At 60.3% G+C, this 22,022-nt stretch carries 23 protein-coding genes and 4 pseudogenes; 20 read left to right on the forward strand and 7 right to left on the reverse strand.

Going from position 1 to position 22,022, the window contains the following annotated elements; translation table 11 throughout:
• The first annotated feature begins 55 nt into the window (after nt 1–55).
• The 5 genes from EH240_RS28055 (at nt 56) to EH240_RS28075 (ending at nt 6,346) form a co-directional block, all read left to right on the forward strand.
• Nucleotides 56–1,030, forward strand: a complete 975-nt coding sequence (locus EH240_RS28055) for an amino acid ABC transporter permease (protein WP_125004679.1) — start codon at nt 56–58, stop codon at nt 1,028–1,030.
• Nucleotides 1,027–1,770 carry an amino acid ABC transporter ATP-binding protein gene (locus EH240_RS28060; protein WP_125004681.1) on the forward strand — a complete coding sequence of 248 codons (744 nt, stop codon included), beginning with the start codon at nt 1,027–1,029 and terminating at the stop codon, nt 1,768–1,770. The genes EH240_RS28055 and EH240_RS28060 overlap by 4 nt, the downstream gene beginning before the upstream one ends.
• A 928-nt stretch (nt 1,771–2,698) precedes the next feature.
• The gene (locus EH240_RS28065) at nt 2,699–3,550 is read left to right on the forward strand and encodes a sulfurtransferase (RefSeq protein WP_125004682.1); all 852 of its coding nucleotides are present in this window, start codon (nt 2,699–2,701) and stop codon (nt 3,548–3,550) included.
• A gap of 21 nt (nt 3,551–3,571) precedes the next feature.
• Nucleotides 3,572–3,814 carry a hypothetical protein gene (locus EH240_RS28070; protein WP_206075339.1) on the forward strand — a complete coding sequence of 81 codons (243 nt, stop codon included), beginning with the start codon at nt 3,572–3,574 and terminating at the stop codon, nt 3,812–3,814.
• 219 nt (nt 3,815–4,033) lie between these two features.
• Nucleotides 4,034–6,346: an adenylate/guanylate cyclase domain-containing protein gene (locus EH240_RS28075; RefSeq protein WP_125004684.1), complete on the forward strand. Its 2,313-nt coding sequence runs from the start codon at nt 4,034–4,036 to the stop codon at nt 6,344–6,346.
• Between the two features lie 138 nt (nt 6,347–6,484).
• On the opposite strand, the gene EH240_RS28080 is transcribed toward EH240_RS28075, so the two are convergent.
• Nucleotides 6,485–7,396: a LysR family transcriptional regulator gene (locus EH240_RS28080; protein WP_125004686.1), complete on the reverse strand. Its 912-nt coding sequence runs from the start codon at nt 7,394–7,396 to the stop codon at nt 6,485–6,487.
• Nucleotides 7,397–7,495: 99 nt separating this feature from the next.
• On the opposite strand from EH240_RS28080, the gene EH240_RS28085 reads away from it, so the two are divergent.
• Together EH240_RS28085 and EH240_RS28090 are read left to right on the forward strand one after the other, a co-directional pair.
• Nucleotides 7,496–8,863 carry an amidohydrolase family protein gene (locus tag EH240_RS28085; RefSeq protein ID WP_125004688.1) on the forward strand — a complete coding sequence of 456 codons (1,368 nt, stop codon included), beginning with the start codon at nt 7,496–7,498 and terminating at the stop codon, nt 8,861–8,863.
• A 184-nt stretch (nt 8,864–9,047) separates the two neighbouring features.
• The gene (locus tag EH240_RS28090) at nt 9,048–9,239 is read left to right on the forward strand and encodes an IS3 family transposase (RefSeq protein ID WP_125004690.1); all 192 of its coding nucleotides are present in this window, start codon (nt 9,048–9,050) and stop codon (nt 9,237–9,239) included.
• Here EH240_RS28090 and EH240_RS40190 read toward each other — a convergent pair.
• Nucleotides 9,194–9,379 (reverse strand): annotated as a pseudogene (locus EH240_RS40190) (hypothetical protein); the annotation flags it as partial. The gene EH240_RS28090 and the pseudogene EH240_RS40190 overlap by 46 nt on opposite strands.
• Before the next feature lie 545 nt (nt 9,380–9,924).
• Between EH240_RS40190 and EH240_RS28100 the strand changes: the two are divergent.
• Complete coding sequence (locus tag EH240_RS28100; protein ID WP_125004692.1) at nt 9,925–10,224, forward strand: hypothetical protein; 300 nt, start codon at nt 9,925–9,927, stop codon at nt 10,222–10,224.
• A 103-nt stretch (nt 10,225–10,327) separates the two neighbouring features.
• On the opposite strand, the gene EH240_RS28105 is transcribed toward EH240_RS28100, so the two are convergent.
• Nucleotides 10,328–10,537 carry a cold-shock protein gene (locus EH240_RS28105; protein WP_125004694.1) on the reverse strand — a complete coding sequence of 70 codons (210 nt, stop codon included), beginning with the start codon at nt 10,535–10,537 and terminating at the stop codon, nt 10,328–10,330.
• A gap of 784 nt (nt 10,538–11,321) precedes the next feature.
• On the opposite strand from EH240_RS28105, the gene EH240_RS28110 reads away from it, so the two are divergent.
• The 6 genes and pseudogenes from EH240_RS28110 to scpB all read left to right on the forward strand — a co-directional run.
• Nucleotides 11,322–11,651, forward strand: a complete 330-nt coding sequence (locus EH240_RS28110; protein ID WP_125004696.1) for a hypothetical protein — start codon at nt 11,322–11,324, stop codon at nt 11,649–11,651.
• A gap of 272 nt (nt 11,652–11,923) precedes the next feature.
• Nucleotides 11,924–12,142 carry a molybdopterin-binding protein gene (locus tag EH240_RS28115; protein WP_245436434.1) on the forward strand — a complete coding sequence of 73 codons (219 nt, stop codon included), beginning with the start codon at nt 11,924–11,926 and terminating at the stop codon, nt 12,140–12,142.
• 656 nt (nt 12,143–12,798) lie between these two features.
• Nucleotides 12,799–13,095 carry a hypothetical protein gene (locus tag EH240_RS28120; protein ID WP_125004698.1) on the forward strand — a complete coding sequence of 99 codons (297 nt, stop codon included), beginning with the start codon at nt 12,799–12,801 and terminating at the stop codon, nt 13,093–13,095.
• Nucleotides 13,085–13,678 (forward strand): type II toxin-antitoxin system VapC family toxin, encoded by a 594-nt coding sequence (locus EH240_RS28125; protein WP_125004700.1) that lies wholly within the window; start codon nt 13,085–13,087, stop codon nt 13,676–13,678. Before EH240_RS28120 ends, EH240_RS28125 begins: the two co-directional genes overlap by 11 nt.
• A 368-nt stretch (nt 13,679–14,046) precedes the next feature.
• A pseudogene (locus EH240_RS38570) lies at nt 14,047–14,223 on the forward strand (DUF1403 family protein); the annotation flags it as partial.
• 39 nt (nt 14,224–14,262) lie between these two features.
• Nucleotides 14,263–14,743 (forward strand): annotated as a pseudogene (scpB, locus tag EH240_RS28130) (SMC-Scp complex subunit ScpB); the annotation flags it as partial.
• 41 nt (nt 14,744–14,784) lie between these two features.
• On the opposite strand, the gene EH240_RS39730 reads toward scpB, so the two are convergent.
• Genes EH240_RS39730 through EH240_RS28140 form a run of 3 tightly spaced genes read right to left on the reverse strand, consistent with a single transcriptional unit; the run spans nt 14,785 to nt 15,693 of the window.
• Nucleotides 14,785–15,009 (reverse strand): RES family NAD+ phosphorylase, encoded by a 225-nt coding sequence (locus tag EH240_RS39730; protein ID WP_281035166.1) that lies wholly within the window; start codon nt 15,007–15,009, stop codon nt 14,785–14,787.
• 10 nt (nt 15,010–15,019) lie between these two features.
• A complete protein-coding gene (locus tag EH240_RS39735) occupies nt 15,020–15,310 on the reverse strand; it encodes an RES family NAD+ phosphorylase (RefSeq protein WP_281035167.1) in 291 nt (96 codons plus the stop codon).
• Nucleotides 15,307–15,693 carry a hypothetical protein gene (locus EH240_RS28140; RefSeq protein WP_125004702.1) on the reverse strand — a complete coding sequence of 129 codons (387 nt, stop codon included), beginning with the start codon at nt 15,691–15,693 and terminating at the stop codon, nt 15,307–15,309. The genes EH240_RS39735 and EH240_RS28140 overlap by 4 nt, the downstream gene beginning before the upstream one ends.
• A 215-nt stretch (nt 15,694–15,908) precedes the next feature.
• Between EH240_RS28140 and EH240_RS39270 the strand changes: the two are divergent.
• A pseudogene (locus EH240_RS39270) lies at nt 15,909–16,049 on the forward strand (LacI family transcriptional regulator); the annotation flags it as partial.
• A gap of 141 nt (nt 16,050–16,190) precedes the next feature.
• Here the strand turns inward: EH240_RS39270 and EH240_RS28150 are convergent.
• Entirely contained in the window at nt 16,191–17,051 is an 861-nt protein-coding gene (locus tag EH240_RS28150; RefSeq protein ID WP_206075340.1) for a sugar phosphate isomerase/epimerase family protein, read from the reverse strand.
• 312 nt (nt 17,052–17,363) lie between these two features.
• Between EH240_RS28150 and EH240_RS28155 the strand changes: the two genes are divergently transcribed.
• From EH240_RS28155 to EH240_RS28175, 5 genes are read left to right on the forward strand one after another with little or no spacing between them, the layout of a single operon-like run.
• Complete coding sequence (locus EH240_RS28155; RefSeq protein ID WP_125004706.1) at nt 17,364–18,377, forward strand: sugar ABC transporter substrate-binding protein; 1,014 nt, start codon at nt 17,364–17,366, stop codon at nt 18,375–18,377.
• Between the two features lie 2 nt (nt 18,378–18,379).
• A complete protein-coding gene (locus EH240_RS28160; RefSeq protein ID WP_125004708.1) occupies nt 18,380–19,933 on the forward strand; it encodes a sugar ABC transporter ATP-binding protein in 1,554 nt (517 codons plus the stop codon).
• Nucleotides 19,930–20,937 carry an ABC transporter permease gene (locus tag EH240_RS28165; RefSeq protein ID WP_125004710.1) on the forward strand — a complete coding sequence of 336 codons (1,008 nt, stop codon included), beginning with the start codon at nt 19,930–19,932 and terminating at the stop codon, nt 20,935–20,937. The genes EH240_RS28160 and EH240_RS28165 overlap by 4 nt, the downstream gene beginning before the upstream one ends.
• 33 nt (nt 20,938–20,970) lie before the next feature.
• Nucleotides 20,971–21,693, forward strand: a complete 723-nt coding sequence (locus tag EH240_RS28170) for an SDR family NAD(P)-dependent oxidoreductase (protein ID WP_125004712.1) — start codon at nt 20,971–20,973, stop codon at nt 21,691–21,693.
• 27 nt (nt 21,694–21,720) lie between these two features.
• Nucleotides 21,721–22,008, forward strand: coding sequence for a YciI family protein (locus EH240_RS28175; protein ID WP_125004714.1), 288 nt, complete (start codon nt 21,721–21,723; stop codon nt 22,006–22,008).
• Nucleotides 22,009–22,022: the final 14 nt, after the last annotated feature.

A 22,022-nucleotide genomic window follows, 5' to 3' on the forward strand; every position in this document is an offset into this window, starting at 1 on the left:
TCCCCTTCAACGGCGGCCTGCCACCAGCAGGCCGCCGAACCGCCGGTGCATAAAGATGCTCTATCAAGATACCGTCGAGGCCGAAATCCTCGTTCATAAGCCCTGGTTCGTGGCGACCATGTTCGGCGTCGTCCTGCTGGTCTTCATGGCGTTCAACATGTCGAGCACCGGCTTCGCCGAACTCATGCGGCCGGTGATCGGCGAGCCGTCGACGAGCGGCCTCTACGGCCGCTTTGCCATTGGCTTCGCCATAGCGGTGATCTTCACGCTGAACGTCGTGCTGATCGGCTTCGCGCCGCTGCGGCTGCAGATTGGCATCGTATGGCTGGAGCTGCTGCTCCTGTTCGTCGCCTTCTTCGAGACATTTCATCTCAGCCTGCCTTTCATCCGCGAGAAACTGCCGTTCCTGATCAGCCAGGGCGTCGTCACCACGCTTTATGTCTCGGCGATTTCCATCGTCATCGCTTCGGTCATCGCGGTGGCGGGCGCGGTCGCCAAGCTCTCCAACAATGGCTTCGCCTACGCGATCGCCAGCTTCTACACTTCCTTCTTTCGCGGCCTGCCGCTGCTGATGCAGGTCTATCTGATCTATCTCGGGCTGCCGCAACTCGGCTTCGTCATCAACGCAGTGCCCGCTGGCATCCTGGCGCTGTCGCTCTGCTACGGCGCCTACATGACGGAGATCTTCCGATCCGGCATCCAGAGCATCGATCGCGGTCAGTGGGAGGCTTCGCGCTCCATGGGTTTCGGCTTCGCTTTGACCATGCGCCGCATCATCCTGCCGCAGGCATTGCCGGTCATCATTCCGCCGACCGGCAACCAGTTCATCTCCATGCTGAAGGATTCCTCGCTGGTCTCCGTCATCGGCGTTTGGGAGCTAATGTTCCTGGCGCGCACGCTCGGCCAGAAGACCTTCCAGCACATGGAGATGCTGATCTCGGCAGCCATGATCTATTGGATGCTGTCGATCTGCCTCGAACTGATCCAGTCCCGCATCGAACGGCACTACGCCAGGAGCAAGGTGCGATGAGCACCCAGGCCATCATTGAAGCCAAGGCCGTATCCAAATGGTACGGCCAGTTCCACGCGCTGAAGGACATCAACCTGACGGTGCGCAAGGGCGAACGCATCGTGATCTGCGGCCCATCCGGCTCGGGCAAGTCGACACTGATCCGCTGCTTCAACCGCCTCGAGGCGCACCAGTCCGGCGATATCGTCGTCAACGGCGTTGCCCTACATGGCAAGATGAGCAACGTCGCCGCCGTACGCGCCAACGTCGGCATGGTCTTCCAGCACTTCAACCTGTTTCCACATATGACGGTGCTGATGAACTGCATGGCCGGACCGATGTGGGTCAAGGGTGTTTCGGCCGCCGAGGCGCGCAAGACCGCCCTCCAGTTCCTGGAGCGGGTCCGCATTCCCGAGCAGGCGAACAAGTTCCCCGTCCAGCTTTCCGGCGGCCAGCAGCAGCGCGTGGCGATCGCCCGGAGCCTGTGCATGAAACCCGCTGTCATGTTGTTCGACGAACCGACCTCAGCCCTCGACCCGGAAATGGTCTCGGAGGTGCTGGAGACGATGACCGGGCTGGCCCGCGACGGCATGACCATGGTGTGCGTGACGCATGAGATGGGCTTTGCCCGCGCGGTCGCCGACCGCGTCATCTTCATGGACGCCGGGCAGATCGTCGAGGAGGGCACGCCCGACGCGTTTTTCGGCAACCCGCGCCATGATCGAACGAAGTTGTTCCTCAGCCAGATACTGAAGCATTAGCCCTCCAGGAAAAGGCTGCTTTTCGACTCTGCTTGCGGAAAAACGGACGGTCCGTTTTCGTGAAGAGTTTCGGGCGCCGGCATCATCGCGAGGTGGTGTCTGAAGGAAGCGTGGAGCAAAACCGCGACCTGACGAACAGAAACCGGATATGAGGCATCCCTGGTCGGACGAGCGGGCAACGAGCCGCGAAGTCCATATCCATCAAGGGTCAGGGCTGTAGATCCGGCAGGGGATAGCGACTTCGCCGCATCCACGACCTATGACGGGAGCTGCGCTGCTCGTTTCCGATCGCGAGACCCTGCGGCGGAAACCACCCACCGCAGTCCTCGTTGCGCCAAGCGGATTGAATTCTGAGCTAAAGCTCCAGCCGCATCAGCGGCCGACCTGGCTTGCGCCTTATGGCCGGCCTGAAGCCGGCAGCGCACATCGATCATTGCCGTCGCCCGGCTAGGAAAGCAGGTCCAACCTGCCGCGCCGCCGAGTTGGGGGGTCTCGGACGCCTGCCGTCCCGAGCATTAGGCACCGCCCAGCGGCATGCGTCCAAGATCCCTTGACAACGGCCGCCCTTCATTAATCGCTGGACAAAAGCCGCAAAGCGCGATTCAATAGGTACCTTGTGCGGAGATGCATCGCAGCCCCCTATGCTGGAGTGTTAATCTCCTCTGCTACCAGCTTCTCGCGGAATAGTTTCGCTCCGTGCCAGATGCTGCAACCTTCTCAATCAAAGATTAGGTGGGCTGCTGCTCCTCGACGCAGCCACGCCCGCGGCGGCCGATGGTGCCGAGGAACCGTCCCCGATGGAAGCGCTCGTGGACGCGCTGATGCAAGGGCGGGAGCGCGTGGGCGGTCCATTCGCCGCTGTGATCGACCAAGCCTGCACCCGCCGCACGGAGGCCGACGTCCGTGGAAACGAAAGGGGAGGACTATCATGAGCCCGTACGCTCATCCCGAATTACTGGTTGACACCGCCTGGGTGGTTGCGCACCGGGGCGATCCGAACGTGCGTCTTGTCGAAGTTGACGTTGATACGGATGGTTACGAGCAAGGGCACATTCCGGGTGCGATCGCCTGGAATTGGACGACACAGCTCTGCGACACGCTGCAGCGCGATATTGTCCCGCCCGGTGACTTCCGTCGCCTGATGGAAGAGGCGGGTATTGCGAATGATACGACCGTGATCCTTTACGGCGACAACAACAACTGGTTCGCCGCCTGGGCGCTGTGGCAGATGAAGATATATGACCACGGGGACGTTCGCCTGATGAACGGCGGACGCCGAAAATGGCTTGAGGAAGGGCGCGAGCTAACCATGGACGTGCCGCAAATCGCCCGTGCCAGTTACACCATGCACGGCGAGCCTGATTTGTCGATCCGGGCCTTCCTTGACGATGCTCAAGCAGCCTCGACGCAACGGAACGCCGCGCTGGTGGACGTGCGCAGCCCCGACGAGTTCACAGGGCGGATCATGGCGCCGCCGGGCCTGCCAGAGACGTGCCAGAGGGGCGGACACGTCCCGGGTGCACGAAACATCCCCTGGGGCAAGGTCTGCAACGAGGACGGCACCTTCAAGTCGGTGGACGAACTTCGTGCTCTCTACGAGGGCGAAGGAGTCACCCCAGATCGTCCGGCGATCGCCTACTGCCGTATTGGCGAGCGCTCAAGCCACACTTGGTTCGTGCTCAAGTACCTCCTGGGCTACCCCGACGTGAGGAACTACGACGGCTCGTGGACCGAATGGGGCAACCTAGTCCGGGCACCAATCGAGCGTGCCGCCGTGTGATCCTCGAAGGAGGAAAGCGCCATGCAAAGCGAAAGGATCCTGCGCGCCGAGGACTATCGGCGCCGGCGAGAGCGCCTCGATGGCTGGGACATTGGCATCGCCTCGTACAAGCTCGGCGGTCGGTACTGCTGCGAGGTGGAGACCATTGGCGAGGGAGCACGACTTGCACGCGGCGAAGGGGCCACCCGTGACGAGGCGGAAGCCAAGGCGCTCAACAAGGCAAGAGAGATGTTGGCGCGAACGCGGGTATACCCGGCGCGCTGACATTTTGCGCAGGAATCCCGTTGTTGGCTGTGCTCGATTTGGGCGCGGCTTCAATTTTGTGGCAGCACCGTAGTCAGGCTCTGGCCCTCATCGGATCAAATCCCTAGGAGTTGTTTGGGTCGCGGCAAGTCAAATCTTCGGAAGGCCGCTGATGCACGGTCAAGGATTATCGTGCTACACTAAGAAGCAAATGATCCTCGCCGGATCAGGGAGCGGTGCATGGAATGTCCGAGCTGCCGGGCCGACATTCCGGAGGAGAGCAAGTTTTGCGACGTATGCGGGGCGGCTCTTCCGGGCCGGTGCCCGTCCTGTGGTGCGTCCGTTCGGTCAGGTGCAAAGTTCTGTCCGGCGTGTGGCAAGAGGCTGACGGCGAGTGACCGCGACCTGACTGCCGCCACGCCGATAGTTCCGACTCCGCATATAGTGTCGGCCGGAGCGTCCGCCGAGCGCCGGCAACTCACGGTGATGTTCTGCGATCTCGTCAATTCGACGGCGCTCTCGGCGCGGCTCGACCCGGAAGACATGCGGGATGTGATGCGCGCCTACCATGATGGCTGCGCCAGGGTTGTCGCCCGCTTCGAAGGCTTTGTCGCCAAATATATGGGTGACGGCGTCCTTATCTACTTTGGCTACCCGCACGCCCATGAGGACGACGCCGAGCGCGCGGTCCGCGCCGGCCTTGCCCTTGTGGAAACCATCGACACCATCGCGCTTCCGCCCCTCGGCGACCTCAAGCTGCAAATGCGCGTCGGCATCGCGACGGGTCTGGTGGTAGTCGGCGATCTCATCGGAAGTGGCGCGGCGCAGGAAACAGCGGTGGTCGGCGAAACACCAAACCTCGCAGCGCGGATGCAGGGTTTGGCGGCCCCGAACACGGTCGTTATCGCCGCCGACACCCAGCGCCTGACGGCTGGGCTGTTCGAGTATCGCGACCTCGGCGCCGTGACGCTCAAAGGCTTTGCCGCCCCGGTACGGGCGTGGCAGGTAGTCGGCCTGAGCGACATCGAGAGCCGCTTCGAAGCGCTTCGCGCCTCCAGTGCTAGCGCGCCGCTGATCGGCCGCGACGAAGAACTCGATCTGCTGATGCGCCGTTGGCAGCAGGCCAAGGGCGGCGAAGGCCGGGTCGTCCTGCTGTCCGGCGAGCCGGGTATCGGGAAGTCGAGCGTGACCCAGGCAATAAAGGAGCGGCTGAGCGGCGAACCGCATATTAGGCTGCGCTATTTCTGCTCCCCTCATCACAGGGACACACCGCTTCATCCCATCGTCAGCCAATTGGAACACGCGGCCGGATTTGAGCGAGACGATAACGCCGAACGCAGGCTCGACAAGCTCAGGGCGATGCTCGCCCTATCAACAAAGGACGTGAGGCAGACCACCGCGCTGTTGGCGGATCTGCTATCGATCGGTGGAGATCGCTACCCGCCGCTGGACCTAAATCCGCAGAGGCGCAAAGAGAGAACGTTGGAAGCGCTCCTCGAACAGCTCGCTGGGCTAGCAGCGGTTCGACCAGTGCTAATGGTCTTTGAGGACGTGCATTGGATCGATCCGATTTCGTTGGAACTGCTCGAGCTGACGGTGGAGCGGGTTCCTTCCTTGCCGGTGTTGCTTATGATCACGTTCCGCCCAGAATTCCAGTCGCCATGGACCGGCGACGCCCACGTGACGACATTGGCGCTCAACCGTCTGGACCGCCGACACGGGACCGAATTGGTGAACCACCTTACCGGCAACAAGGAGCTGCCGTCGGTGATCCTTGATCAGATCACCGCCCACGCAGATGGCGTGCCATTGTTCGTCGAGGAACTAACAAAGACCATCCTGGAAAGCGGCCTGCTGAGGGATGCGGGTGGCCGGTACGTTCTAACTGGTCCGGTGCCGCCGATGGCGATCCCAACGACGTTGCATGCCTCGTTGACGGCGCGACTCGATCGGTTGGCGCCCACCCGAGAGGTCGCGCAGATTGGCGCAGCGATCGGCCGCGAGTTTTCATACGAGCTGTTAGCCGCCCTAGTCCCTCTGCCAGAAGGCACGTTACAAGAGGCAGTGGAGCGCCTTGTCCATTCCGAATTGGTGTTCTGTCGCGGTATACCGCCGAGCGCGACTTACACTTTCAAGCATGCCTTGATCCAGGATGCGGCGTACGCGACCTTGCTGCGGAGCCGACGTCAGGAGCTTCACGCGAGGATTGCAAAAGTGCTGGAGGATCGGTTCCCGGAGACGGTGGAGATGCATCCCGAGATTCTCGCCCACCATTGGTCACAGGCGGGCCTGGTTGAGAAAGCGGCCTACTATGAAGAGAGGACTTGGCTGCGCACTGAGGGCTATCAGCGACGGAACGAACGCCTCGGTGGCTGGGAGATTGGGGTGATTTCGTACAAGCTGGGAAACAGATATCGCTGCGAGGTAGACAATATCAGCCCCGGAACACGCCTCGCGCGCGGTGAAGGCGCCACCCGGGCAGAGGCGGAAGCGCAGGCCCTGAAAGGGGCGCGAGAGATGTTGGCCGGAACGCGGGTCCGCCCCCTAAGTTGACGGCAACGCCGATAATCGGAACCGTCGGCCACGTGCACATAGCCAAGCTTACCCCGCCTTATCGGCCGCACGCCTTTGACCCAACCCCGCCCTTCCTGTTTCCCAGGGAGAAAGTCTGGAAAGAGGCGAGTTGCGACGTCACGGCTCGGGCTGACTGAGACTTTCCAGCGTCGAGCTGATGATATGCGCGAAGTCGCGGGTCGCAGGATTAAGTGCCTTGACGTCTCGCGCCGCAACAGACAGCAACTCGAACATGCGCCCACCTGCCAGCGGCCTGAAACAGAGGCTGCCGGAGCGAACCTCGCTGAAAACGTCGGCGGTGGTAAGTATGCTGATACCCGTACCCTGTGCGACCAGCGTCTTCAACATCGTCACCGAATTGGTCGTCACTGTCCTGATCGGAGGCTTTCGCGACCGCTCCAGCATTTCGTCCACGACTGGTCCGATCGTGAGTGAATTGTCGGCTATGATGAAAGGGTAATCGAAGAGATCGTCAATGCGCACCTCCTGCCGGCCCACGAGAGGATGGTCCGGTCGCATGACGGCACCCATTTCAAAGCGCGTCTCATGCATGATCTTGAGGCCCGCGTCGCGAGGCGCATTGAAGGTGACGGCGAGGTCGACTTCGCTGGCCATCAGCTGACGGGCGACCTCGGCGGTCCCGCCGACTGTTGCGTGCAGTGACGCGCCGGGATGACGAAGCTGCAGACTACCGAAGGCGTGGGGCAAGAACTCCGCAGCCAGGCACTCCATCAGGCCAATTTTGATGTGACCTCCGCTACGCCCGTTCAGGTTTCCAACCGAAGCCAGAATGCGCTGGTTCTCCAGCTGCCACGCTCTGACCTGCTCGACGATGATCTTTCCGGCTTCGGTCAGGCGCATGCCGCGGGGCAGCCGCTCGAAAAGCGCGGTGCCAAGTTCAGTCTCGAGGTTCAATATCTGTCGGTTGACGGCCGACGGAGCCGAGTTGACGCGTTCTGCGGCGCGTCGGATCGAGCCATAGCGTGCCACCATTTCAAGCACCCTGGCCGCCTGCGTGATCAAAGGCATCAGGCTGCATCCCGTGTCGAACGACTGTCCTGCTTTTGCGAACACTATGCCCGAATCTATGCGCTTGTCATCAACGGTCGGCCGTATAGCCTTCCCGCCATGACAAAAGAGCTTCTCCTCACCGCCGACACCGTCATCACCATGGACAGCGAAAATCGGGTCATCTCCGATGGAGCTGTCCTTGTTCGCGGCAACAGGATCGCCGCAATTGGTGAAAGGGCATCACTCGAAACGGCAAGTCCAGATGTCGAGGTTCGGCGACTGAAGAACCGGCTCCTGATGCCGGGCCTCATCAACGCGCACTGCCACTCAGGGATTCTGCGCGGGACTGCCGAGGGCCTGCCCGTCTGGGACTGGTTGAGGATGTTCATCGACCCGATGCACCGGGTGTTGAAGCCGCGCGAGGCGGAAGCCGCGTCGTGGCTGTGTTATGCCGAGGCTGTGCTGTCAGGCACCACGACGATCGTCGATATGTGGCGCTATATGGACGGCAGCGCGCGCGCCGCGGCGGCAATCGGCAACCGTTCAGTGCTCGTGCCTTACGTCGGCGAACACCCCGACTACAACTACTTCGAGACGCTGGAGACGAACGAGCGGCTGCTGGAAGAATGGCACGGCAAATGCGATGATCGGATCCACGTCTGGGTCGGCCTTGAGCACGCCTTCTACGCGACCGAGGACAAGTATGCCCGCGTGATCGATCTCGCCAGGAAGTTCGATACGGGCTTCCACACGCACAGCAATGAAGCCGAGATCGAACTGCGTGAAATGAACCGCCGTTACGGGTTGAGGCCCGTCGAAGCGCTTCGACGCTTCGGTCTGTTCGAGCCGAAGAAGGTATTGCTCGCTCATTGCGTCTGGCTCGACGACAGCGAAATTCAGATCATCGCTGAGCATGGCGTAGGGGTCGCCCACAATCCCGTCAGCAACATGAAGTTGGCGAGCGGCATTGCACCCGTCGAAAAGCTCCTGGCTGCCGGCGTCGCGGTCGGCATCGGCACTGACGGCGAGAAGGAGAACAACAATCTCGACATGTTCGACGACATGAAGTGCGCTTCGTTGCTCGCCAAGCTGAACAAGCTGGATGCGGCGGCGCTCGACGCCTGGGACGTGCTGCGCATGGGCACGATCACGGGGGCGCGCAGCATCGGCCTGGAGCATGACATCGGCTCGTTGGAGGTCGGCAAGAAGGCGGACATCATCGCTGTTCGCACGGACACGCCGCGCATGACGCCGCTGATGAGCCGGCGTGATTTCAACCTGCACCACAACCTCGTCCATGCGGTGCGTGGCGGCGACGTCGACATGACGATGGTGGACGGAAAGATCGTGGTCGACGGCGGGAATCTGCTAACCGCCGACATGCGCGAGTTGATCGCCGAGGTTCACGCCGTCGTGCCTGGTTTGTTCGCCCGACGGGCGGAGTATCTCGTGGTCAACACCAAGGGCGCGGTGAGCCCGGTCTGAGGTTCTCACCAATCAAGGAGGAAGCCGGGGGGCGAGACGGATTGCTATCGGAAGATCCGCACGGCCCTGGAAACTGTCGATATTGCGACACCTAGTAGCCGAACGGCTTTCTTCGGGCTGCGAGAAGATGTTCATCCGCGATCACCGGTCCCGAGGTCTCTTCGTCGCCGAAGGATGCCGGCTGATGGGGATCGCGCGTTCGACCTACTACGACCGCCCGCAGAAGACGGCCGACGGCACCGCGATCGTCGAAGCGATCGCAGCCAGGTTCGAGCACTATGGCTGGCGCCGTGTCCGTGCCGCGCTTCGGCAAAAAGGCATGATCATCAATCACAAGAAGATCCGCCGCCTGATGCGCGAGCATGCTTTCTTGTAGGGGCCGCGCACCATTGGCTTCTCGGCTTCTTTTGCCTCAATGGGCGCAACGATGTCGGAAACCTCCCAGAACTTGTCGGTGACGCCAGCGGCCATTGCAGGCGTGACGCGCAGCTTCTGATGGATACGGACGAAGTTGTAAGACCACTACCCGGCCGGGATATTTATCATGGACGAAGAATCGCTCCTCCCGGAGGCGGCGTCCAACGCATTTCATGAATCGATATGGCCGCACCGGTTCATGGCATTCATGAACCGCCATTCCGCCGGGTTTGGTGGGGTCCCGCCCATCTTCTTCGCCATGAGGGCTCTCGAAAAGGTATTGCGTTCGACAACAGCAGACCCGCCCACTGCCTCAAGCGTTAATATTTGCCTTCGTCCCTCAACCGATCTCGCTGCTGGTTCGCTATCATCCGTGCATCTTCACGTGATTTGAAGGGGCCAAGCGGGCGCCTATCACGACCGTCGACGCTCACTTTAATATACCAGCGACCGTCCTTCTCCTCGACGTCGATCGTTGTGCGCTGACGCTTCGGCAATGACATGGCCCCACTTCTGTTTGCTCACCGAAGAAAAGCATTTCGCGGCGCTTCGGGCAAATGCCCGATAGCAATGTTGCAGGCGGTGTTCGGGTGCCGAACGTAGTCCGAAGCGCTCGATCTTATACTTTAGTTGTAATCTCTCGCATGTTTGATATCGTGACGTCGGGAGGAATTCAGATGGCGGTGGAGTGCACATTTGCGCCCCATAGTGGCGTCTTTTCAGCCATTGAACTGGATCTCTTGAGAGGTGTGGTTCGGGAAATTTTGCGGTCCGGCGAAGCGGAGCTTGACAAAGAAGACTCTGAAATGATCGCGCGCGTAGTGATCGCAGCCTATAAGGGCGGCGCCTCGGGTCACGAGGAATTGCTTGAAGCCGCCCGGATTGCCGCCAGGCGCTGCGCTCTCGACCATTTTTACGATCGAGCAGTGGGCTTGTTCGCATAGGATTTGGCATCTGACGCAATGCAGGGCGGAGTTACTCGTTCTTGCGCCGCTGGCAATCCGCGCACCGGGTGCAGAGGCCTGTCAAATTGTGTCAGACCTCCGATCAGAGGGTCCGAAGCTCATCGGCCGATGATTTACCTGACCGATTGTCCTGCACCAGTTCGTAGCTGACCTTCTGACCGTCGTCGAGACCCCGCAGGCCGGCGCGCTCGACAGCGGAAGCATGCACGAATACATCGGTTCCGCCCTGATCAGGTTGAATGCAACCAAAGCCCTTTTGCGAATTGAACCATTTTACCGTTCCCGTAGGCATAGCGAACCCATCTCCTCCTGACAGTATTGACGCTGATCGAATTCGCCATTTCGGCGGAGGATCGTGAGCGTCACGAGCCCCCCATCTTGCCTGAGGGCTATACACTGGCGAGATTTGCCGCCTGATTTGCGAGGAGCGCAGGCGCATGGAGTGGGACGACCCTGATGCCAGTCATCAAGACAGTCATCAAGGCAGGCATAAAGCCAGCCGTGGGTACCAAGCGTTGGATTTTCACCACTAGCGTCCTTTGGGTTCGAATGTGTGAGCCAATCGCGTGTCGGAAAATTCGAATGTTCGCTACGTCAATTATGTTCACAGCGACCACAAGTATCGAATGGCAGGGTAGAGACGCGGAAAGCATCAATCTGTTGCCAAAGGTATAGAAATTTTACCGGAAACTCAAAGGTATGGGACTTCCATAGCCGGTGCGGCCACTGAGCCTTGCCGGTCAGGCCCGGCGCCCTGCTGGCGAGGCTCCCAGCACCCCAATGCCGGTCCCAACACCCGGCATTGCTGATCATGCAATCGCGTGCCAAGGCGTGTTGACCCATTACGGGACGTTCGTGTGCTCCGGCTAAGATTAGTTCAGGAGGAAATGTGCGCGGGCACGCGTGGCACGGTCCTTGCTCCCTTTGCTTCAGACACGCCGGGCGCAAAGACCCTGTTCCACATCGACACCGGCGTGTGAGGTTGGGACAATGATGTCGCGTAAGCTTCTGTTCGGCCTTCCCGCAGTGTTCTTGGCCACGGCCCTCGGAATAGCTCTCTTGTCGTCAGAGACCGCATGGGGATTTCTGACTGCGACCCAATCCGGTTCGATCTTCTGTTCAAGCGGCCCATCACCCGAAAACGCAACGACGTCGGCGTCGCGGACTTTGCCACCATGTCCGCCTGCCGTCACAAGGTCATAGGGAGCGCCTCGATGGCCGCGAGACTGTGGATGTGGTCGCATATCGCATTCCTGAAAGGGAAGAATTGGGTCATGGAACGTTGGGCTTTGATCACTCGGTTGGCATCAAGCTTTCGCGAATTCGTTGCACCGCGCTATCGACCAGAGCTCTACTATATGCGCGGCCCTGGGCCGGCCTCCGCGCGTCGCTTGAGTGCGCGCTGAGCCTGCGTTTCGGCTGGCCGCTGTGCGTCCTACGCCGCCGAAGCTCAGCCGGCAAGAGGAGCTCGGCGCGCCCTCATCGCTGCCGGTGCATCGAGCCTATCCAGTGTCAGCGCACGAGCATGGTCAGGCAAGGCAAAGGCCGCCAGCGCACTTATTTGCAGTCCTCTGTTCTACCCGCCGAATTGGCCGGCGTCGAGTTCATCCCGGAAAATGGCGGCGGCACCGGCGTGAGGCTGAGCAAGGTGTGAATCGGCGTGCAAAATTGACCCCAGATGCCGGCGACCGTGGACGGCACCGAAGAGGCGGAGTTTGCCTGGAAGATGTGGTCTCTGGACTGGCCCAGGCCGTCCGCCGGGGAGCACACCGTCACCTCGCGCGCGATCGATAAGAGCGGCAACATTCAGCCGGCAATGAGCGATCCGTGGATTGCCAAGAAACACACCTATTGGGAGAGCAACGGACAGGTGACCCGCCGTATTCAGGTCAGTTGACGGCTCGGCGCCGCGAGCGGAGCAGCCTGGAAAGCTGTGTGGCGACCGGATTGTGTGCGACCGTTACGCTGTGGGCATAGCCAATGTGCAGCAGGCGGTGCGGTCGCAGAAATGATTGATTAGGTCGATAGAGGTGGCGTACGGAACGCTGCGCACGGTTTTGCGCAGCAAGTGGCCATGGCTCGTTGGCGGCCTAGGCGCGAGTCTAAAGTCGCCGCGGTAGCCTTCGCCCTTGCAAAGCATGTGACATCATCAACGAGGCCTACGTGAAGGCCCGCTATTCGCGCCACTTCGAGATCACCCAGGAGGCCCTCAGCTGGCTCTCAGATCGAGTCGCAGACTTGATCGAGCGGATCGAGAAGGTTTGCCGATCACAGCTCGAGAAGCTGAACGACGTCGATTGCGTCGGTGGACACCATCAAATTACGAGCATTGCCCATCAAGCCTCGTCCATTTTAATGTCGGAGCACTGCGATTCTTGGGCGCCAAGGTGCTGCCAAAGCGCGGAATTGTCCACCGCGAGCTGCGTGACGGAATAGCTGCGAGATTTGCGTCCCGTCGGGTCCCTATCCAGTGATGGCCTCTTAGGGGGTGGTCTCTCCTTGCTTTCATGTTCAACATTCTTTATATTCCGTTCAACAGATGGAGATCCCAAAATGACCATACGTGGCGCAGCGGCAGCCGCAAGCGAGGAGCAGATCGCCCACAACCGCAACCGTCTGGTGCTTGAGCAGGCGAGGGCGGTCGGCCTGCTTGGCGCGGCCAAAAACACACGCCTTTCCGGCAGGGTGCCGTCGGATTTGATCGAGGCGGCAAAGAAGCGCGCCCATGTGACTTCCGACACCGAACTGCTTGAGCTCGCCTTGTCGCGGTTGGCCCTTGAGGATGATTTTGGCGCCCGGCTCGTCGGCCGCAAGGGCAGCATCTCCGCGGACATCGATCTTGGCATTTGACCTCGGGAGCGCACTGCGTTCCCTAAAACCACAGCGGCGTAGCGCGGGGCTGGAACGGCGACCAGATTCCGCCCTGTCCTGGGCAGGTGACCAGCCGCCTGTCGGCGGCGTATTGCTCCTCGACACCAGCGTCTATCTGGATGTCTTGCAGGGACGCACGCCCGAAGCGGTCGATAACCTTCTGACCTATCGGCTCTGTCACCACTCGGCCGTCTGCCTTGCCGAGCTCAGCCACGTGTTCGGCCGGCTCGACCCGGCGCACCCCACGATGAAGTCGGTCCTGAAAGCGGTTGCGGGTACGATCGAGGATATTCCGGCGCACCGGCTGCATGCACCCGACGCCACCGCCTGGGGACGCGCCGGCATGCTGGCCGGCCTGTTGTTCCGGCTGAGCCATCTGCCGAAAGGGGAGGGACACGAACGCCGCTTCCTCAACGATGCGCTGATCTTTCAGCAGGCCGGCCTTTTGGGAGCGACGGTCCTGACGGGCAATGTTGGAGATTTTGATTACCTCAGCCAGCTTGTTCCGTCGGTGCGGGTGATCTTCTACCGGCCCGTGACGGGTTTGCGCCCGCAGGGTTGAAGGCGTCGGTGGGGAGATATGCACCTAAATCGTCACCGTCGTCGCAGGAGAAGCCGTCGTGCTGTGTGACGGCCCGCAGCGACGATCAGCGCAATTTTTGGGCTTCTGCTCGACGAGAGAGCCTTTCCAGGCGGCGTCCGGGGCTTGGGCGCGAACCTGGTCCGCTCAATGCCCGCGAACTCTCGTCGATCTGACGGCGAAAGAGCGCCGTCCGGCGATGAGAAACGAGCCAGAGAGGCCATTTCAGGCACTCCATTTAAAAACGAACGATAAGGCAACATTATCGTTCGTTTTGTAGCTCCGACAGGCTGTGCGTTTCGGCGTGAAAATCACGGTGCAAAGCGCACGCTGGCTTTACCCTCGAAATCATGATTCGCCTCGATCCCGCGACCGCCAATCCCGCCCCGCCACCGACCGTGCCAGCTTGGGCGCTTGCCGCCGGCGGCGCGCCGAGTGGTGCCGACGCCGCTTTCCAGGCCGGCGCCGCCTTGGCTTCGCTCGACACGCTGGCCCGCGCGCAAGCCAGCTGGGCCGGGGCCTGGCGGCAGCGGCTGGCGCTTCGCTGTGCCGCCGCCAGCATGCGCCTCGCCGGCCGCCCCTATGAGCTGGTCTCGGTCGCCGGCGGCTGGCAGCACCGGACCAAAAAGGTTTTTGGCGACGCCATTCACGCAGCCTTCGGCACGGCAGCGGGCGAGGAGCCAAAAGAACTGTCGCAGGCGGAGGCGCTCGTTTTGATGTGCATTGCCTACTTCCAGCCGATTACCCGTGGCGAGCTTTCTTCTTTCTTCGGCAAGGAAGTGTCGCGCGATTTGATCGGCCTGCTGCGCGCAGGAGCTGATCGCCTCCGGACCGCGCAGCCCACAGGCAGGCGCGCCGTACACCTATGTGACGACCAAAAATTTTCTCTCGCGGTTCGGGCTCGACACGCTGCGCTAGCTGCCGGATTTCGAGGCGCTCGAGGACGCAGGGCTGCTGTCGAAGGAAACGCTGCTGGCCGGCGATATTCCAGTCGGTGTGGCGAGCGGGGAGGGCGAGGACGATGTCGTTGAGGACCAAGTGTCGTGAGCGAGCGTTGTCGCGTCGCGACCACAGAGACAGTCGATGACTCAGGACCAGGACGACTGGTCGTGCGGCAGCCGGTCATCGGGATCGTGAACCGCGACATGATCGCCGTCGACAAGATTGGCCGGAAAGATCACCAGATTGGTGCCGCCGGCGTGACGCAGCGACGGGAACAGGATGCCGCGAAGCCCGGCCGTGATGATCAGGTCCGCGAGCTTCCACGATGGCGGGATCTTCTTGTCAATGCGGAGCGACCTGGCGCCAGGCACAATCCCATTCCTACCAAGCGCCGTCCCAGATGTCCGGGTCGAATCCCTGCGAAAGGTCGGCTACCTCGGCGAGCGTGATCTTGTAAGCGGCAAGCGTTGCCGGCGGGACGATGCTGGCGCCCTGCTTGTATTCGTCAAGAGCCGTCTGGGGCGCGCGGGACAGGTAAAGTGCTTCGACGCCGGGCCGATTGAAGCGCCCGCCGTCGATCGCCGCGCCTGCGCCACTTGTGGGCAGGAAAGCCCATTTGGGTGTCAGATAGCGATGGAAGATCTTGTCTGGACCGACGCAGGTGATCCTCACCCACGCGCTCCATTCTCGAGATCCCGGATGAAGGCTAGGACCACCTCGACCTGGCCGTCCGCAACGAGTTCGGCCGCCGTGCGATGGCCATAGTCGGCAATCGGTTCATTGCGGTACCAGTAGATCGCCTTGTCGACGTCGCCGGTGAGTTCCGTCGCGGCCGAAATCACTTTTACCATCTCGCGCATTCGACCCTGCAGTCGCTCCGATGAGGGATTGCGGAGCGTGTTGCGGTGGACGCCGGTCAACTGCGCCAGGTTGGCCACCTTCACGCCGAGCGCCTGCGACAGGCGCTTCGGCGAGATATAGGGCGTGCGCGGCTCCTGCAGGCTGTCGACAAAGCCCGAGACCACTTTCGATTGTGCGAGCTGTGCGTGGGTCATGACAAATCTCCGACCTCTCTCATACGCACAATATATGCACATTCCTAGGCATAGCAAGTGAACGGAGCCTGGAGCCATTCCAGCGCACCGCTTGTCCTTCCTCATTCTCATAGCGGCAGCAATGCGCCCAATTCGGACGCTTGGACAACCGTTCACCGATCCTAAAAGCAGTCATTGGGCGTACCCAGTTGGGTCTCTTCTCATGGAGAAAGCAGGCCTATGTCGGCATGGACAACCGAGCGGCCGGCGAGACTGCGGCCAATCCCCTCGGCGAGTGGCTCGGGGGCGGGCCCGCGCACATCCTCGTCACCATCAGCAGTAGCCGGTTTCGCGGCGAGGAGGAACGCGAGATAGGGACATGCGAAACGCATGCCTGCATGTGATGCGCGCGCATGGATTGCTGCCGAAATCACCGGTCTCGGGCATGGCCATGTCCAGGTCATCACGCCCTTCAACGTGCCGCAGGTGGTGTAGCTTTAGTCCTGCGGGGTGGCGACCTACAGCTTCGCGAATTGTGCCATGGTGCTGTCGAAAACGCGCTTGGCCATTTCATCGAGCCCTAGTTTGCGGTGGCGTGCCGACAAGATTTCCGTTCCGTACACGCTTTTGTAACCAGCGGCTCGAATTTCTCGCAAGAACGCCGGTACATCGAGCTCTCCCTCACCGCAGAGTTCACGATGGTGGATAGTGTCTTCCCAGAGGTCGTCAACCGGCGGCACTTTCAGGGCGTCATCGACCTCTACCGCTTTGATGAAGCGAGTAGGGATCTTGCGGATGTCGCTGAACGGAATTCCGCCGCGTGCCAGGTGCCAGATGTCCACCAGGAGGCCGCCGTTCGGCTGATCGGCTTCGCTGACAATGGCCAGGCCGGTCTCGATCGTGCGAACATTCGACCACGGCATGATCTCCAAAACGATATCCGCGCCATAGACGGAGGCTTCTTGGCAGAGCTTTGCGAACTCAGCCGCCATAAGCGGAACATCCGCGGTCTGTTCATGAAAGCCGGGACCGATCTTGATATCCCGCATACCCAGCTCCGCGGCGACATCGAATAGCTGGCGGCGGAATTTGTCGGATTCCTTGCGCTTCTCGTCGTTGCGATACCAGTTCAGCAAGAACTCGATCTCGAGATATTTCATCCCGTTTGCCTTCAGGATGCGCTTCATTTCCGCAAAGCCAATCTTGCTCTGCGTGGCCATCGTGTCCTCGTAGTGAAGTCCGAAGCCCTTAAAGCCGGCCCGCGCTGCCGCCTCAACCCTGTCCTTGAATGGAAACGGGCTTATCTCGACTGAGCCAAGAGGGTAAACGTCACCTGAAAGGGCGAAATACGAGATCAAGAGTTCGACGTCTTCAGCCACGATCTTTGCTATCCTATCAGTTATCAGCCGCGCGCCCCGGCCAGTCTGACCAAGTCAATATCATGCCACTTGGCGAAAGAAAGTAAGCTGTTTAAGAAACACTTTTGCAGCCACCGCAATAAGGTCGCGCCTTTGGTGTCCCCGAAGAACCCGCGCCCGAAGAACCCGCGCTAAATCCGGCCACGTAGCCCCGAGACACAATCAGCCGCTTCAAGGCTTTTTGCGTCGGATGCAAGACTGTTTCCCTATGGCTCGCCTTTATCCCGTCCGGTGGGAATGGCATGAATCGAGAGCCATCAAGGGAGGTAGATTGTGAATAAGCTACTCAAATCAATGCTCGCCACGACGGTCTTCGTCTCAGCGGCCGCGTTTGCGTCGCAAGGTTATGCGGCCGAGAAAATGAAGCTCGGTCTCTCGATGCCTACGCTGAACACTCCGTTTTTCACCGTTCTGGTGAACGCAGCCACCGATGAGGCCAAAGCGGTCGGCGGAGAGGTCGTGCAAACGACGAACGCAAACAGGGACGCGAGCCAGCAGGTGACGGATTTCCGCAACCTGATCAGTGCTGGCGCAAACGTGATCCTTGCCGGCGTCGTGGATCGCGCGGCTATCAAGCCAGCGCTCGACTACGCAAAGAGCCGCAAGGTTCCGGTGGTCATCGTCGACGACAAGCCTGCCGCCGGCGAGGTCTACGCAGTTGTGCGTGCCGACAATCTCGAGATGGGAGCTCGCGCAGCAGAAGCTCTTACCGCTGCCATGGGCGACAAGAAGGGCACGGTCCTGCAAATCACCGGCGCGTTGACAACCACCAACGGCCGCAATCGCAAGGACGGCTTCGACAAGGCCTTCAAAAAAGACTCAGACGCAAAAATCATTGAACAGACCGCCAACTGGGACGGTCCGACAAGCGCGAACGTTGCGCTCACCGTCATGAGCGGCAATCCTGACGTCGCCGGCATCTATCTGGCGACGGACACTCTCTACTATGATCCGGTCTCTTCGGCATTGAAGTCCCGTAGCCGCCTCGTTCCGGCTGGCCAATCGGGTCACATCGCCATGGTCGCGATCGACGGTGGCTCGGGTGCCCTGAAGGCAATCCGCGAGGGCTTCCTGGACGCCACCATTTCTCAGCCTGTTGTGGACTACGCCAAGCACGGCGTCGACTATCTCAATGCTGCACTCGACGGAGAGTCGATGAAAGAAGGCCCAACCGATCACAGCAGCACGGTGGTGAAGGACGGCGCGTATTTCGTCGACGAACTGCCATCGCCGATTATCACCAAGGCGAATGTCGACGACAAAACCCTCTGGGGAAACGCGAAGTAGTCATGGCCGCTCGCCCCGAATATTCGAAGGCGTTGGCGATGTCCGAGCAGATCGTCAAGATCGACGGCGCCGTCAAACGCTTCGGCGGGACCACCGCTCTCAATGGGTTGTCCATCGAGATTAGACGGGGCGAGTCGCATGGCCTCATCGGCCGCAATGGCGCCGGGAAATCTACGCTCGTGTCAATCCTCACGGGCTTGAGGGCGATCGATTCCGGGACCTTCCTGCTGAACGGCTCAGCGCCGCCGGCGCTGAGCGATCGAAACGCGTGGCGTGAGGCGGTTGCCTGCGTCTATCAGCATCGAACTCTCGTTCCCGACCTCAGCGTCGCCGAAAACCTCTACCTTGGGCAATACCAAGGCAAACGGATGATTTCCTGGCGCGCTTTGAACCAGGAAGCCGCAGCGGCCCTGGAGAGTTGGAACATTCCCATCCTTCCCACTACTCAGGTCAGAGACCTCGGTGTCGGGGAAGCGCAAATGGTGGAGATAGCGCGCGCCCTCAACCAAGGGTCGCGGTTCGTTATCCTCGATGAACCGACTGCTCAGCTTATCGCAAGCGAGATCGATCAATTGATATCGCGGGTCAATGAGCTGCGAGAGCGAGGAGTGACCTTCCTTTTTATCTCGCATCACTTGGATGAGGTGCCGCGAGTGTGTGACGCCGTGACTGTACTCCGTAACGGTCGCGATGTTCTGCATGGAGACGCGCAAAAGCTCTCTACCGCGCAGATCGTGTCTGCCATGGTAGGTGATGAGGCGACAGGCATCGCTCTAACCGCCAGCGAACACGTAGCGCGGCCGGCGCTGGCCCCCGAAACGCCGGTTGTTCTCAAGGCGCGAGTTAAACTGGACGCTTGCCAGGATGCACTGGATTTCTCCCTCCGCGCCGGAGAGGTCGTCGGATTCGCCGGACATTCTGGCTCAGGTTCTCGCCATATGGCGCTCGCACTAGCGGGACACATTTCGAAGTGGTCGGGCGAGATAGTGCTGAACGGCAAAAGCGTGCCCAAGCCTTGGAATCCCAGGACAGCGGTCGAGCGGGGCATGGCGCTTTTGCCAGAGGATCGCATCAAAACCGGTCTCGTGGGGTCAATGTCCATTGAGGACAACATCACTCTACCGTCCCTCAAGGCATTTTCGAAACGCGTTCTTATCGACCGGCGGGCTCGCAGAAAATTTTCGGAAGACAATCGCGCAGATCTCGGAATTGTCTGTCATTCGGTGAAGCAAGGCGTCGGAGAATTGAGTGGTGGTAATCAGCAAAAGGTGTTGCTGGGCTCAGCTCTCAGCAGCAACCCATCCGTCCTTGTCCTCCTTCACCCAACCGCCGGCGTCGATATCGCCTCGAAGGCGACAATCCTCGACATTGTCGAACGACGCCGTCGGGATGGATTGGGCGTCATCCTCGTCAGCGATGAACCTGAGGAACTTGCATTCTGCGATCGTGTCCAAGTCTGGGTTCGCGGGAGGAAAGTTATCGAAAAAAGCGGGATGAGCGAGGAAGAACTCGTGTCCGCGATGGAAGGATTCCATCTATCTCCGGAGTTATCATGACCCACAGCCCAATCACCGCAGGCGCGGTGGCGCCAAAACGGGTTCTGAGCGATCTGCTCCAACCGGAGTGGGCTATCCTACCGGTCCTGGTCGTCGTCATGATCGTCGGCGCCGCGCTGAATTCGGCCTTCCTTTCTTACGACAATTTCTACGGAGTGGTGCAGCAGGCCAGCGAGCTTGGAATTCTCACTATGGGCCTGACCGTGGTTCTCATCGCCGGCAAGTTCGACCTGTCGCTTGAATCCACTTTTGGACTAGCGCCGATGGTCGGAGTCTATTGCCTTCTCGACGCAGGCGGTAGCGGCTTGAACCTCGCAGACTCCCCGTTCTTGGCGCTTGTCGCGATCTTCCTGACGGGCGCACTGATCGGTGCATTCAATGGCATTTTGGTGGTCTATCTCAAATTCAACGCGTTCATCGCCACCTTGGCCACTTTGATCCTGTTGCGCGGCATAAGCCTCGGGTTGACACGTGGCGAGACCCTTTCTGATTTGCCTTCGCTTCTGACCTATCCTGGAGAAGCGACTGTTCTGGGGGCGCCAGTCTCCTTTTTGGTCGCACTCGGCTTGCTGGTCATTCTCACTGTCTTCACGTCCCGCCACAGGATTGGCAGGATGCTCTACGCAGTTGGCGGCAACCCCCAGGCAGCTCGCGTCGCGGGTATCCCGGTGGAGCGGATTCTGATGGGCGTATTCGTGGTAGCCGGCATGCTCGCAGCGCTGGCAGGGTTGCTGCAGGCAGGACGAATTGCGTCAATCCCGTCGTCTCTCGGACAGAACCTGATCTTCAATGCGTTCGCAGCTGCCGTTTTGGGCGGAGTAAGTTTGAACGGTGGGCGCGGCACCATCGCTGGCGCGTGTGGAGGGGTGCTTCTGCTAGTTCTGATCCAGGACGTGTTGGTCCTGTCCCAAGTCCCCGCGTATTGGATCAATGCCACGACAGGCGGGATCATCCTCATTGCGCTCTTCATCAGCAAAATAAGCGGAGCCGACAAGGCAAATTGAAACGGCCAACGGCACGATACGGGAGAAAAGACGATGCGTCTGAGGGATAAGGTGGCACTCATAACCGGCGGAGCACGAGGTATAGGCAAGGCTACCGTGGAGCTGTTTGAGAGGGAAGGCGCGAAGGTCCACGCATGCGATCTCAGCTTCGATGACGAGCTCACCAGCAAGAACGTGGTTCGCCATAAGCTCGACGTCACGGATTTTGAGAATTGGACCGCCGTCGTGGAAGCCATCATCGGTGAGGACGGCAGGATCGATATCCTGTTCAACAATGCGGGGACGGTTCTGTCCTACGATGGGATCGCAGAGATCGCGATTGACGACTGGAACAAAGTCATTGCCATCAATCAGACTGGCCCATTCTACGGAATGAAAGTCGTCATTCCCCACATGAAGACAAATGGCGGCGGGTCAATTGTCAACACGTCGTCGATCTGGGGAATAGCCGGAGCGGCAGGCGTGTCCGCCTATACCGCATCCAAGGCCGCTGTCAGGTATATGAGTAAGAACGCTGCCCTGACCTATGTGGGCGACGGTATTCGCGTCAATTCTATCCACCCAGGGATTATCAGCACGCCGATGATCGACGCCCAGGATTCGAGCATCACGGCGGCCATCGTCAATATCACTCCCATGAAGCGGCTCGGGAGACCGGAAGAAATCGCCTACGGCGCGTTGTTCCTGGCCAGTGACGAATCCAGCTTCATGACTGGCGCCGAGCTCGTCATTGATGGCGGCTACACGGCGCCATAGGGCCGATCGAAAATCGGGAGATACGCGTTGCTTTTTGTCGTTCATTGCCTTGACCGTGCAGATGCACTTCCGCGGCGTCTCGCAAATTACGACGCGCACAAGGCCTACCTTGCAAGCGGTTCCATTGCGACCGTGATCTCTGGACCGCTGGTCGCGGAGGACGGTGTGACCATGATCGGGTCACTTTTCGTTTTCTCGGCCAACACAATCGAGGAGGTAAAGGCCTTCAACGCTGCAGATCCATTCGCCTCCGCCAATGTCTGGCAGAACGTGAACATCCATCCATTCCTGATGCGTGTGGACAATCGCCTCTGACGCGAAAGGAACGA

The sequence above is a fragment of the Mesorhizobium tamadayense genome (genome assembly GCF_003863365.1).
GTDB classification, from domain to species: domain Bacteria; phylum Pseudomonadota; class Alphaproteobacteria; order Rhizobiales; family Rhizobiaceae; genus Mesorhizobium; species Mesorhizobium tamadayense.